This window comes from Micrococcus sp. Mcc28, assembly GCF_024519775.1.
GTDB classification, from domain to species: Bacteria; Actinomycetota; Actinomycetes; order Actinomycetales; family Micrococcaceae; genus Micrococcus; species Micrococcus luteus.
Genome location: NZ_JALJRH010000013.1, coordinates 1 through 12,692, shown reverse-complemented (window position 1 = coordinate 12,692; position 12,692 = coordinate 1). Strand labels below are relative to the sequence as shown.

The window sequence follows — 12,692 nt, the reverse complement described above, 5'->3', positions numbered from 1 at the left end:
CTTTGGTACTGTCCCGGGGTCCCTCGGCACGCTCCGTGGGGCTCCCCCGTCCCCGCACAGAGGAAGAACCCCATGCAAGAGCAGTTCACGGCCTGGTCCGTGCTGGTCGACGCCGGCCTCATCGGCGCGCTCCTGGCCGTGGGCACGCTGGCCCGTGCCGTCATCACACCCCTCCAGACCCTGATGATCCCGGCCTCCGTCATCGTCGGCATCCTGGGCCTGGCCCTCGGCCCCAACGGCCTGGGCTGGCTGCCGTTCAGCTCCCAGCTGGGCACGTACGGCTCGATCCTGATCGTCATCGTGTTCGTGTGCATCGCGCTCACCGACGACTTCGACGTCCGCAAGATCGGCCGCCCCGTGGGTGCGTTCGCGTCCTACGGCGTGCTGATCTACGCCTCCCAGGTGGCCATCGGCGCCCTCGTCACGCTGGTCCTCCTGCAGCCGCTGTTCGACGCGCCCGACTCGTTCGCCGCCCTGCTGTTCGCCGGCTGGGCGGGCGGCTTCGGCTCCGCGGCCGCCGTGGGCCAGGCATACGCGGCCAACGGCGATGCGACCGTCACCTCGCTGGCCTACACCTCGGCCACGGTCGGCATGATCGTCGGCGTGGTGGGCGGCATCATCCAGGCCAAGATCGGCGCGCAGCGCGGCCACGCGCAGGAGTTCGCGGGCCTGACCTCCATCCCGGAGGAGCTGCGCACCGGGGTGCTGAACCAGGTGGAGGAACGCCCGGTCATCGGCCGGCACACCTTCTCGGCGGCCTCGGTGGAGTCACTGGCCTTCCAGGTCGGCGTCGTCGCGATGATCGCGGCGGCCGCGCACGGCGTGGTCTCCTGGATCACGTCCGTGTGGCCGAGCATCGTGGGTGAGGACGGACCCCAGCTGATCATCCCCGCGTTCGCGATCGCGTTCCTCCTCGGCCTGATCGCCCGCGTCCTGTTCCAGGCCACGAAGACGGCGAAGTTCCTCGACCCGGGCTCGCTGAACTCGGTGTCCGGCACCGCCACGGACATCCTCATCGTCTGCGGCATCGCCGCGATCGCCCCGACCGTGGTCGTGGACTACTGGCAGCCGCTGCTGCTCCTGTTCGTGATCGGCCTCGCGCTGGCCCTGTTCCTGGGGATCGTCGTGGCGCCGCGCGTCATGACCGACGCGTGGTTCGAGAAGCAGCTGTTCACGTGGGGCTGGGCCACCGGCGCCGTCGCCACGGGCGTGGCCATGCTGCGCATCGTGGACCCGAAGCTGAAGTCCGGGACCATGGAGCAGTTCGGGGTGGCCTACATCCCGGTGGTGCCCGTGGAGATCGCGGCGGTGTCCTTCGTGCCGCTGCTGCTCCTCGCGGGCCTGTCCTGGGCCGTGGTCGGCATCTGGGGCGCCATCGCGATCATCGCGATCATCGCTGCCGTCTGGCTGCGCCGCACCGATCCGGGCCGCCGCACGCCGGCCCAGCAGGCGGTCCGGGCCTCGAGCCGCTGACACTCCCGCTCCCCCGCGTTGATCGCCCGAGGGCGGTCGGCTCGCCCGCCGGCACCGTGCCGGCGGGCCGGGGCGACCGGTCCCGGACATGCGAGAAGGCCCCCAGCAGATGCTGGGGGCCTTCTCCTTCTCGTTGCGGGGGCAGGATTTGAACCTGCGACCTCCGGGTTATGAGCCCGGCGAGCTACCGAACTGCTCCACCCCGCGGCGACTTCTAGAACTATACACACCTGTTCCGTCGAGTTCAAATCGGCGTCAGCACCCCGCCATCCGGCGGCCATGCGGCGGCCACCTGCCCCGAGACGACAGCGGCCCCGACCACGCGCGGTGCGTGGCCGGGGCCGCCGTCGACGGTCCGGCGGGCCCGGCCCGCCGGCGCCGGCTCAGCCGCTCGGCGTCGGGCTGGGGCTCGACGACGGCGGGGGGCTCGCCTCGGCCGGGGCCTGGTCCTGGGCAGGCGCGTCGCCGCCCAGGGCGTCGTCGGCGGCGGTGGCACGCTTCAGGGCCTCGTTGAGACGCTTCTGCTGCTCGCCGTAGCCGGCCCAGTCGCCCTCGGCCAGACGCTCCTGGCCCTGGGTCAGGGCGTCCTGAGCCTCCTCGAGGGCCGCCGAGAGCTCCTCCTCGACGGTGCCCGGAGCCGTCGGCTCCTCGCCCGGCGCGGGCGCCTCCGCCTGCTTCTCCTCCGGGGTGACCGCGCCCGAGTCCCCGTCGAACACCTGGTCCAGGGCCTCCTGGAGGGTGTCCGCGAAGCCGACCTTGTCGCCGAAGGAGACGAGCACCTTGCGCAGCGTCGGGTAGGTGGTGCCGCCCGAGGAGCGGACGTACACCGGCTGGACGTAGAGGATGCCGCCGGCCACCGGCAGGGTGATCATGTTGCCGTTGAGCACCTCGGACGCGCCCTGGCGCAGCAGGTTCAGCTCCCGCGAGACGTCCGCGTTCGAGTCGAAGTTGGCCTGCGCCTGGCCCGGGCCGGGCACCGTGGTGGACCGCGGCAGCTCGAGCAGTCGGAGCTGCCCGTAGCCCTCGGCCTTCACGCCGTCCTCCCCCGTGCCGGCGTCGCCGGCGGCGGAGAGGAACCCGTAGAGCACGTTGCGCTGCTGGGCACCGTCCGTGATCTGCGGTATGTAGCTGCTGGTGAGGGAGAACGCCGGCTCGTCCTGGCCGGGCATCTGCAGCGTCATGTAGTACGGCGGCTGCTTGACGTCCTCCTCGCGCGTGGGGTCCGACGGCACGGACCACGCGTCGTTGTTCTCGTAGAAGTCGTCCGCGTCGGTCACGTGGTAGCGGCCGAGCAGCTCGCGCTGGACCTTGAACATGTCCTCCGGGTAGCGGACGTGGTCCAGGAGTCCGGCGCTCATCTCCGAGTACGGGCGCAGCGAGGACGGGTAGACGTTCTGCCAGACCCGCAGCAGCGGATCCTGGTCGTCCCACGCGTAGAGAGACACCGAGCCGTCGTACGCGTCCACCGTCGCCTTCACCGAGTTGCGGATGTAGTTCACCCGGCCCTGGAGCGCCGGGTTCTGGCCCTGGCTCAGGGAGTCCACCGTGACCTCGCCCAGCTGCTGGGCGGTGGAGTACGGGAACTGGTCCGAGGTCGTGTAGGCGTCCACGATCCACTGCACGCGGCCGTCGACGATCGCCGGGTAGGGGGCGGTGTCCACCGTCAGGTAGGGCGCGACCTTGCGGACGCGCTCGGCCGGGTCGCGGTCGTAGAGGATCTGCGAGGCCTCGTTCACGTCCGAGGACAGCACCAGCTCGGGCGAGCCGAACTTCACCGCGTACGCGAGCCGGTTGAACAGGTTGCCCACCGAGGGGCCGCCGTCGCCGGAGAAGGTGTACGCCGTGTCCTCCTGGGAGTCGGCCGTCTGCGGCCGGTCGCGTTCGACGGCCGGCGCGCCCTCGGGCGCACCCACCACCGAGTACGAGGGCGAGTTGTGCCCGAAGTAGATGCGCGGCTCGTAGTCCTGGTCGGAGGCCAGCGGCCCGCGCGTCGGGATCTCGGAGAGCAGCCACTGGGGCCGGCCGCCGGCCGCGACCTCGGAGGCGTCGGCCACGACCATGCCGTAGCCGTGCGTGTAGATGGTGTGGCGGTTCACCCACGACTGCGAGTCGTCCACGTTGACGTCACGGGCCGCCAGGATGGTGTCCCGCGTCTGGCCGTCCACCTCGTAGCGGTCCACGTGCAGCGTGGTGGGGAACGAGTAGTACGGACGGAACTGCTGGAGCTGCCCGAAGGTCTGGGAGATCAGGTTCGGGTCCATGAGACGGACGTTGGCCGTGTTGGCCTCCTCGCCCGCCAGGGCCCCGGCCTCGGTGTCCGTGGCGCCCTCGTAGTTCGTCACCTCGACGTCGTCCAGGCCGTACGCCTCGCGCGTCATGGCGATGTTCCGCTCGATGTACTGGGACTCGAGCGTGCGCTCGGACGGTTTCACCTGGTACTCCTGCACGATGAAGGGGTACGCCGTGCCCACCACGAGCGCCGTGATGACCAGGACCGCGGTGCCGATCAGCGACAGCCGCCACCGGCCCGAGACCACCGTCCACACGAACAGGCCGGCCACGATCGCGGCCGTGACCGCCAGGATCGCCGACGTCGGGATGACCGCGTTCACGTCCGTGTAGAGCGCGCCGGCCCAGTTGCCGGTCTGCGACTGCGTGGTGCGGTAGCGGTTGAGCCAGAAGTTGACGCCCTGCAGCAGCAGGAACACGGCGAGGGTGATGCCGATGTGGGCGCGCGCCGCCGGGGTGATCCGCACGCCGCCGCCCTCCTCCACGCGCACCGCGCCGTACAGGTAGTGCACGAGCAGACCGGTGATGCCGGAGACCAGGACCACCGAGATCAGGTACCCGACCACGAGCGTCAGGAACGGCAGGGTGGCCATGAAGAACATGAGGTCCAGGCCGAACTCCGGGTCCGCCTGGCCGTAGGGCACCTGGTTCAGGAACAGCAGGACCGTGTTCCAGCCGTTCATCGCGGTGGAGCCGGCGAACACGCCGAGCACGAGCGGGACACCCAGGAACACCAGGCGCCGGATGGGCTCCAGCTGGCGCTGGGCCTGGCTGAGCGAGTCCCGCGCGGCCGCGGACGCGTCCGCGGGGCGGTGGCGCCAGGCCGTGCGGATCGCCAGCCACACGGCGAGGGCCATCCCGAGCCCGGCGATCAGGAACAGCGCGGCCTTGGCGACGACCTCGGTCCAGAAGACCTCGGTGAAGCCCAGCTGCGAGAACCACAGCACGTCCGTGTAGACGTTCGTGAACACCACGAACAGCCCCACGAGCACGGCCACCGCGATGATGGTCAGCACGAGCGCGCTCGGCCGGCCCGGCCGGCCCCTGCCCCGCGCGGCGGAGGACCCGCCCCCGCCGAACGGACCCCCGGCGGTCCCGCCGCCGTCACGGGGCGGTCCGCCGAACGGTCCGCCGCCTCCCTGTCCGAAGCTCACTGCTCTGTCCTCTTCCCTCCCGCGTCCGCGGGGCTCTGCTCCGGCCCGGGGCGCTGCGCCCCGGACATGTCGTCCGGTCTGGTGGTCTGGTGGTCCTGGTGTGCGTCGGCTCAGCCGCACGTCCGGGCGGCGGCCGGGCTCTCCCCCCGGGCCACCGCCTCGACGATGTCGCGGGCCTGGCCCAGCGTGTCCACGGGGTACACCGTCAGACCCTCGGGCACACGGCCGGCCAGCTCCTCGCAGTTCGCCGTGGGGGCGAGGAACGTCGTGGCCCCCGCCTCGGCGGCGCCGCGCACCTTCTGCGGGATCCCGCCGATGGGACCCACGACGCCGTCCCCCGAGATCGTGCCCGTTCCCGCGATCGGGGCGCCCCCCGTCATCGCGCCCGGGGTCAGCCGCTCGATCACGGTGAGCGCGAACATCAGACCCGCCGAGGGCCCGCCGATGTCCGGCACGGTCAGCTCGACGTCCACCGGGACGTCGTAGGCGGTCTCGATCAGGGCCCCCATCTGCCACGGCTGGGGCGCGCCCTCGGGGGCGGCCGCCACCGGCACCTCGAGGTCCTGCTCCACGCCGTCGCGGCGGACCGTCAGCGTGACCGGGTCGGGCCCCGCGGCCCCGACGGCGGCGCGCACGGCCTCCAGGTCGGCCACGGGCCGTCCCTCGGCGGCGATCACCTCGTCCCCGGCCCGCAGGACACCCTCGGCGGGCCCGCCGGACACGAGCTGCTGCACGACGAGCCGCTGGGGCACCTCCCGGCCGAGCTCGTGCAGGGCCGCGGCGGTCGCGGTCTGCTGGGAGTCCGACATGGCCGCCGAATTGGCCTCGCCGACCTCGTCGGAGGTGACGCCGGTGGGGTACATCAGCTCGCGCGGGACCACGTCCACGGCGGGGTCCGTCAGGCCGCGGCCGAGATCGAGCAGGGAGGTGGTGCCGATGGGCGGGCCCCCGACCATCACGGTGGTCATGGCCAGGGTCCCCTCACCCGGGTCCGCCTCGCCGCCCTCGACGCGCAGCACCGGTCGACCCTCGCGTTCGCCCAGCAGGTCCACGGCGGGGCCGGGGCCCTCGAGGATGTAGGGGGTGGGGGCCAGCAGTGCCAGCCCGGCGCTGCCCAGGGCGAGCCATCCGGAGAAGGGCACGCGGGCGGCGCGGGTGGTCCTCGAGGGCACTGCGCGCACGCGACACCGTCTTTCCTGGGGGTCCTGATCGGGCCGTCCTCGCCGCCGGGCACGGGCCGCGCGGCGACGGTCACACCAGTCTACGCGGGGCCGCGACCCCCGCCTGCCCCGCGCGACGCCGTGCGCCATGGGCGAACCGCGCCGCCGCGACGTCGGGAGGGCGGGCGCGCCGCGCCGACGCGGATACGCTGGAGACATGAGCAACGACGCGCGCACGCCCGGATCCGACGACGGCCGCGACCCCCTGGAGGAGATGCTGCGGCAGCTCTTCGGCGGCCAGGGCCCCGACCCGGACGAAGTCCGACGCGCCATGGAGGGCCTGGGCGGCCCCGGCGGGGTGCCCTTCGACCCGTCCCAGCTGAATCCGGCCATGATGCAGCAGGCCATGGCCCAGTTCCAGGCGATGATGAGCTCCGGCTCCGGCTCGGACGGCCCCGTGAACTGGGCTCTGGCGAAGCAGGCCGCCCGCCAGGCCGTGGCCGGCGAGGACCCGGCCGTCGGCTCGTTCGCGCGACGCGAGGTGGACGAGGCGCTGCGGCTGGCCGAGCTGTGGCTCGACGGCATCACGCAGACCGAGCCCGTCGGCAGCGTCGGCGTGGCCTGGTCCCGTGCCGAGTGGGTCGAGGCGACCATGGACCAGTGGCGCCGGCTCACCGAGCCCGTGGCCGTCTCGATGTCCCGCGCGATGTCCGCGGCCATCGAGCAGCAGCTGCCGGGCCAGCTCCCCGAGGGCATGGACGCCTCCCTGCTCGGCGGGCTGCAGCCCATGCTGAAGAACATGGGCGGCACGATGTTCGGCCTGCAGCTCGGGGGCGCCGTGGGCGCCCTGGGCAAGGAGGTGCTCTCGGGCACGGACATCGGCCTGCCCGTCGCCGGCCACCGTCTCGCCCTCGTCCCCGTGAACATCGAGGAGTTCGGCGACGGGCTCTCCGTGCCGGACGACCAGATCCGCATCTACCTGGCCCTGCGCGAGGCCGCACGCATGCGCCTGTTCCTGCACTCGCCGTGGCTCGAGCGGGACCTGTACGCCGCCGTCGAGCAGTACGCCGCGGGCATCCGCCTGGACACCGAGGGCATCGAGCGGGCCGCGCAGTCGGTGGACCCGATGGACCCCGGTTCCCTGCAGGCCGTGTTCGACGGCGCGTCCTTCATCGCCGCCCCGGACGCCACCCAGCAGGCCGCGCTGGACCAGCTGGAGCTGCTCGTCGCCCTCGTGGAGGGCTGGGTGGACGTGGTGGTCGCCGAGGCCGCGCGCCCGCTCGAGTCGGCGCCCGCCCTGCGCGAGACCATGAACCGCCGCCGCGCCTCGGGCGGCCCGGCCGAACAGGCCTTCGCCGCCCTCGTGGGCCTCGAGCTGCGCCCGCGCCGCCTGCGCGAGGCCGCCGCGTTCTGGGAGTACGTCACGGCCGAGCACGGCACGGAGTACCGCGAGGAGATCTGGCGCCATCCCGAGCGTCAGCCCACCGCGGAGGACCTCGAGGACCCCGCCGGGTACGCCGGGCGCCGCTCCGCCGCGGACGCCAGCACCGAGTCCCTCGACGACGAGCTGCGTAAGCTCCTCGAGGGCGGCTTCGGCGACGCGCCGCGCGAGGGCTGAGCCTCTTTCAGCACGACGGCGGCGGGCGGTCCGGCACCTCGGGTGCGGGCCGCCCGCCGTCGTGCCAGCCGGCGTCCTCGTCCTCCGCCCACCGGTCCGGCGCCGTGCGACCGCGGCCCTCGGCGAAGGTCACCCCGTCGAGGAAGGCCATCGCCTCGGCGTAGCGCGGGTACCGGTCCACGAGGCGTCGGAAGGCCGGGCCGTGTCCGGACTCCAGCAGATGGGCCAGCTCGTGGACGAGCACCGCCGCCACCACCCAGTCCGGCATGCCGCGCAGCTGCGTCGAGAGCCGGATGGTGCCGCGGGCCGGCGTGCACGAGCCCCAGCGGCGGCGCTGCCGGGCCGACCACGTGACCGAGACCGGACGGGCCCGCCCACCCAGGTGCGCCGCCGAGAGCCGTCCCGCCCAGGCCAGGAGCGCGTCGTCGGAGCGAGCGTCGGCGGGGCCGCCGTCCGGGTCGGCCGCCGGCTGCCCCGTCCCGCCGCGTGCGCCCACCTTCGCGACCATCCGGCCGATCCACTCGCGCTCCTGCGCGGCCGAGAGCCGGGCCGGGACGTTGACCTGCAGGCGGCCGTCGCGCCACGCCGCCGAGACGGTGCGGGTGCGGGCCGTGGAGCGCACGAGCCGCACGGGCGTGCCCTCCCAGTCCAGATGGATGCTCTCGCGGGCGGGACCGCGGTGGGCGGCCGGGACGGCACGCGGAGGGCGGCCGGGGGCGGGCGGGACAGGGCGCATCCGGCCATTGTCCGGCATGGGCCGCAGGCTGTGGACAATCCGGCGCGGTCCGGGAGCGCCCTGGCAGGGTGGGAGGCACCGAGCCGAGAGGAGAGCCGTGCGCACCGTCGCCGAGACCGTCACCACCGTCCCTCATGCTGCCGCCGCGTCAGCGCTGGAGCCGGGGGCGTGGGCCCCGCCGACGGACGTCCACGTGGCGGGCCTCGACGCGGTGGGCGCGGCGATCGCCCACGCGCTGGCGGGGGCCGGGGCGCTGCGCCTGGCCCTGTGGGATCCGCGGCCCGTCGACGCCGCGGACCTGGGGACCGGCCTGCTGCCCGGGGACCTCGGTCGGCCCCGGGCGGGTGCGCTCGAGCGCCGGCTGGGCGATGTGGCCCCCGGGCTGCGCGTCTTCGCGCACCACGGCCCGGTGCCGGTGCTCGTGGGGCAGGCGACGGTGGCGGTGGGGTCCGTGCTCGACGCGGACCTGGCCGCGCAGGCCCTGGCCGCCGACCACCCGCTGCTGCCGGTCACGGTGGGGCCGAGAGCGGTCACGGTCGGACCATGGTGCGCCCCCGGGGTGCGCGGGTGCCCGCTGTGCCGATGGCCCGCGGACCCGGCGGGCGTCCCCGGTGTCCCGACGGCGCCCGGCCCGTCGGCGCACCGGGGACAGGTGGACGGGCTCGCGGCGCTGCGGGCCGCCGTGCTGACCGTGGACGCGCTGCGGACCGGACCGGCCCCCGGCGTGCTGCGGGCCGATCGGGTGACGGGACGCACGCGCCGGGTGAAGGTCCGCCCCCGGCCCGGCTGCGCCTGCGACCCGGATGCGCTCGGCTGGGCGTTCTGACGGGGGCGGCGCCGCCGGCGGAACGGGGTGCGGGCCCGCGGCTCAGGCCGTCGGGGTGCCGTGCAGCAGCTCGAGCAGCTCCGGTCCGTGCTTCTCCAGCTTGGTCTTGCCGAGGCCGGGCACCTTCAGGAGCTCTGCCGGGGTCCTCGGCATGGCCTCGGCGATGGCCACGAGGGTGGCGTCCGTGAACACCACGAACGCGGGCATCCGCATCTCGGCGGCCGTGCGGGTGCGCCAGTCGCGCAGCTCCTCGAGCACGGCCTCGTCGTAGGTGGCGGGGCAGTCCAGGCAGCTGCCGACCTTGCGCTCGGCTCCCGTCTCGAGGGGCTTGCCGCACGTGCGGCACACGGCGACCTTCGCACCCCGGCGCCGCGGCGCCGTCGGGCCGGCCGCGGAACCACGGGCCGGGGCGTGCTCGCGGGTGCCGCCGAGGGTCGGGTCGATGGCCCACAGGAACCGGGAGGGCCGCCGGGTGGAGCGCCCGCCCGTGCCCCGCGAGAGCGTCCACGTCAGCGACAGGTGCTGGCGGGCACGCGTGATCCCCACGTAGAGCAGGCGCCGTTCCTCGTCCACCTCGGCCTGGGTCTCCGCGAAGGAGATCGGCATGAGCCCCTCGGACAGGCCCACGAGGAACACCGCGTCCCACTCGAGGCCCTTGGCGGAGTGCAGCGAGGCCAGGGTGATGCCCTGCACCGTCGGCGCGTGCTGGTGCTGGGCGCGCTCGTCGAGCTCGGCCACGAGCTCGGTCAGCGTGAACTCGGCCCCGCGCGTCGTGGCGAGCTGGTCGGCGAGGTTGACGAGGGCGTGCAGGGACTCCCACCGTTCACGGGCCGCGCCGGTGGCCGACGGCGGTTCGGCGGAGTAGCCGAGCGAGGAGAGCACGTCCCGCACCCGGTCCGTGACGTCGTCGCCCGTCAGGTCCTGGGCCGCGCGGGCGGCGGCCCGCAGCTGCAGGATGCCGTCGCGCACCTCGCGCCGGGAGAAGAACCGCTCGCCGCCGCGCAGCTGGTAGCCGATGCCCGCTGAGGACAGCGCCGTCTCGAAGGCCTGGGACTGGCCGTTGGTGCGGAACAGGACGGCGATCTCGGAGGCCGGCACGCCGTCGTCGATCAGCGCCGCGATCCGGTCTGCGACCCAGCCGGCCTCGGCCTCGTCGTCGGTGCACTCCGCGAACACGAGGTCGGGGCCGGCCGGCCGCTGGGAGACGAGCTCGAGGGGGTCGGGCCAGCGCGGCATCGTGCGGTCCCGCTCCCCCGCCTTGGTGCGGTCCGCCAGCAGGCGGTTGGCCGCCTCCACGATCTGCGGGCTGGACCGGTAGTCACGCACGAGACGGACCACCGTGGCCGCGGGATACCGCTCACGGAAGTCGGTGAGGAAGCGGGAGGTCGCGCCCGTGAACGAGTAGATCGTCTGAGAGGCGTCGCCGACGACGCACAGGTCGCCGCGGTCGCCGAGCCAGAGGTCGAGCAGGCGGTGCTGCAGCGGCGAGACGTCCTGGTACTCGTCCACCACGAACACGCGGTACTGGTCCCGGATCGTGGCCGCGATCTGCGGCTCGGTGGACAGGATCCCCACGAGGATCAGCAGCACGTCCTCGAAGTCGATCATGTTCCGGGCTGTCTTGGCCTCCTCGTAGCCGGTGTAGAGACGGGCGACGGTGGTGGCGGTCCAGCCGGCGGGCATCTCCCGCTCCTTCGCGGCCTCGGCGTAGCCCTCGGGGGCGTGCAGGGAGACCTTGGCCCATTCGATCTCGCCGGCGAGGTCGCGCAGGCCGGCCCGGTCCACGGTCATGCGCATGCGCTGGGCGACCTCCGTGAGCAGGCGCACCTTGTTCTCGATCAGCGAGGGCATGGGCCCGCCCACGGCCTGGGGCCAGAAGTACTGCAGCTGGCGCAGGGCCGCCGAGTGGAACGTGCGGGCCTGGACGCCGGCCACGCCGAGGTCGCGCAGGCGGGTGCGCATCTCCGCGGCGGCGCGCGCCGTGAAGGTCAGGGCGAGGGTGCGGTGCGGGTCGAAGACGCCGGAGGCCACGCCGTAGGCGATGCGGTGCGTGATGGCGCGGGTCTTGCCGGTGCCGGCGCCGGCCAGGATGCAGACGGGCCCGTGCAGGGCCGTGGCGGCCCGGCGCTGCTCCGGGTCGAGGCCGCGGAGGATCTCGTCGGGAGTGCTCATGCGGGACGAGTCCTCCTAGGTGATCAGGGTCTGCGCATCGGGCAGCGTCCCACCGTACCAATCCTCGATGAGTGCCCGCGCGATGGACACGGCCCCGGGCAGGGTGACGTCGCCCTCGCGGGCCAGATGCGCGAGCTCCTCCCGCTCGAACCAGCGCACGGAGAGGATCTCCTCGCCGTCCGGGACCGGCTCGGCACCGGCCGGGGCCAGCGCGGTGAAACCGAGCATGAGCGAGCGCGGGAACGGCCACGGCTGGGAGCCGCGGTAGCGCGGCTGCGTCACCGTGATCCCGGACTCCTCCGCGATCTCCCGGACCACCGCGTGCTCGAGGGACTCCCCCGGCTCCACGAACCCGGCCAGGCAGGAGTACAGCCCCTCGGGCCACGCCGCGTTGCGGCCCAGCAGGATCCGCCCGGCCGGGTCGATGACGGCCACGATCACCGCCGGGTCCGTGCGCGGGAACTGCTCCCGGGAGCAGTTGCGGCAGCGACGCACCCAGCCGGCCGCCTCGACGTCCGTGGCGCCGCCGCAGAACGCGCAGAAGCGGTGGGTGGCGTGCCAGTTGGCGTTCGCGACAGCGGCCACGAACAGCCCGGTGTCCGCGTCGCTGAGGGCGGCGGCCGCATCGCGGAGGCCGACCCACACGGCGTCCGCGAGCGCGGTGGCCGCGTCCTCCGGCAGGGCCGCCGGCGGCTCGACGGCGACGGAGACCACCTCGCGCTCCCGCCCGTGCGGGCCCCGGTCCGCCGCGGTGCCGCGGCCCAGATACGCGGCCTCGGCCGGCACGGGACCGGAGGGCGCGGTGAAGACGAGCCGGCCGTCCGCGACGGGTGCGCGGCCACCCTGCAGCCACAGGACCTCCGTTCCCTCGCGCGCCCAGACCGCCGCCAGGTGGCCCGGGTCGAGGCGAGCCACGGCACCGCGGTCCAGCTCCTCGCGGGCCAGCGGCAGGGCCAGCGGCGGTGCGGCGGTGAGGTCGGACGACGACGGGGGGCAGGAAGCCATGCGTCCAGGCTAGCGACCCGTCTCCGGTGCGCCCGACGACGGGGGCGGGCGTTCCGCGCCTAGGTGTAGGAGGGCATGACGTTGTTGACTCGGGCCGGGGCCAACGAGGCCGGAGGGGCGTCCCCGCAGGAGGTATGAGGCCGATGGTAGTTGTAGTGGTTCACCCACACGGCCAGCGCCTCACGCCGAGCTGTCTCTGAGGTATACGGGCGGGCGTAGAGGACCTCATCGACCATCAGCCGGTTGTACCGTTCGACCT

Annotated in this window: 9 protein-coding genes and 1 tRNA gene; 3 read left to right on the top strand and 7 right to left on the bottom strand. The window is 74.0% G+C overall.

Annotated features, from left to right (window positions below):
• Nucleotides 1-72 precede the first annotated feature (72 nt).
• A complete protein-coding gene (locus NR073_RS08150; RefSeq protein ID WP_256748730.1) occupies nt 73-1,473 on the top strand; it encodes a sodium/glutamate symporter in 1,401 nt (466 codons plus the stop codon).
• Between the two features lie 133 nt (nt 1,474-1,606).
• Here the strand turns inward: NR073_RS08150 and NR073_RS08145 are convergent.
• The 3 genes from NR073_RS08145 to NR073_RS08135 all read right to left on the bottom strand — a co-directional run bounded on the left by NR073_RS08145 (nt 1,607) and on the right by NR073_RS08135 (nt 6,097).
• A tRNA-Met gene (locus NR073_RS08145) sits at nt 1,607-1,680 on the bottom strand.
• 176 nt (nt 1,681-1,856) lie between these two features.
• Entirely contained in the window at nt 1,857-4,916 is a 3,060-nt protein-coding gene (locus NR073_RS08140) for a UPF0182 family protein (protein WP_230278209.1), read from the bottom strand.
• A 110-nt stretch (nt 4,917-5,026) separates the two neighbouring features.
• Nucleotides 5,027-6,097, bottom strand: coding sequence for a PDZ domain-containing protein (locus NR073_RS08135; protein WP_227717880.1), 1,071 nt, complete (start codon nt 6,095-6,097; stop codon nt 5,027-5,029).
• Between the two features lie 196 nt (nt 6,098-6,293).
• On the opposite strand from NR073_RS08135, the gene NR073_RS08130 reads away from it, so the two are divergent.
• Complete coding sequence (locus NR073_RS08130; RefSeq protein ID WP_230278210.1) at nt 6,294-7,694, top strand: zinc-dependent metalloprotease; 1,401 nt, start codon at nt 6,294-6,296, stop codon at nt 7,692-7,694.
• A 7-nt stretch (nt 7,695-7,701) separates the two neighbouring features.
• Here the strand turns inward: NR073_RS08130 and NR073_RS08125 are convergent, their stop codons facing one another.
• Nucleotides 7,702-8,430 carry a M48 family metallopeptidase gene (locus NR073_RS08125; protein WP_230278211.1) on the bottom strand — a complete coding sequence of 243 codons (729 nt, stop codon included), beginning with the start codon at nt 8,428-8,430 and terminating at the stop codon, nt 7,702-7,704.
• 97 nt (nt 8,431-8,527) lie between these two features.
• On the opposite strand from NR073_RS08125, the gene NR073_RS08120 reads away from it, so the two are divergent.
• Entirely contained in the window at nt 8,528-9,256 is a 729-nt protein-coding gene (locus NR073_RS08120) for a ThiF family adenylyltransferase (RefSeq protein ID WP_256748729.1), read from the top strand.
• A 42-nt stretch (nt 9,257-9,298) separates the two neighbouring features.
• On the opposite strand, the gene NR073_RS08115 is transcribed toward NR073_RS08120, so the two are convergent.
• The 3 genes from NR073_RS08115 to NR073_RS08105 form a co-directional block, all read right to left on the bottom strand.
• Nucleotides 9,299-11,428 carry an ATP-dependent DNA helicase UvrD2 gene (locus NR073_RS08115; RefSeq protein ID WP_095353693.1) on the bottom strand — a complete coding sequence of 710 codons (2,130 nt, stop codon included), beginning with the start codon at nt 11,426-11,428 and terminating at the stop codon, nt 9,299-9,301.
• 15 nt (nt 11,429-11,443) lie between these two features.
• Nucleotides 11,444-12,433 (bottom strand): NAD(+) diphosphatase, encoded by a 990-nt coding sequence (gene nudC / locus NR073_RS08110; RefSeq protein ID WP_073117090.1) that lies wholly within the window; start codon nt 12,431-12,433, stop codon nt 11,444-11,446.
• A gap of 59 nt (nt 12,434-12,492) precedes the next feature.
• The coding region (locus NR073_RS08105) for an integrase core domain-containing protein (RefSeq protein WP_256748728.1) at nt 12,493-12,692 on the bottom strand (200 nt) is incomplete at its 5' end.

Excerpts from the sequence above, each read along its gene's own strand:
- NR073_RS08115 (WP_095353693.1), bottom strand. The coding sequence starts at position 11,428 with ATGAGCACTCCCGACGAGATCCTCCGCGGCCTCGACCCGGAGCAGCGC.
- NR073_RS08130 (WP_230278210.1), top strand. The coding sequence starts at position 6,294 with ATGAGCAACGACGCGCGCACGCCCGGATCCGACGACGGCCGCGACCCC.
- NR073_RS08125 (WP_230278211.1), bottom strand. The coding sequence starts at position 8,430 with ATGCGCCCTGTCCCGCCCGCCCCCGGCCGCCCTCCGCGTGCCGTCCCG.
- nudC (WP_073117090.1), bottom strand. The coding sequence starts at position 12,433 with ATGGCTTCCTGCCCCCCGTCGTCGTCCGACCTCACCGCCGCACCGCCG.
- NR073_RS08150 (WP_256748730.1), top strand. The coding sequence starts at position 73 with ATGCAAGAGCAGTTCACGGCCTGGTCCGTGCTGGTCGACGCCGGCCTC.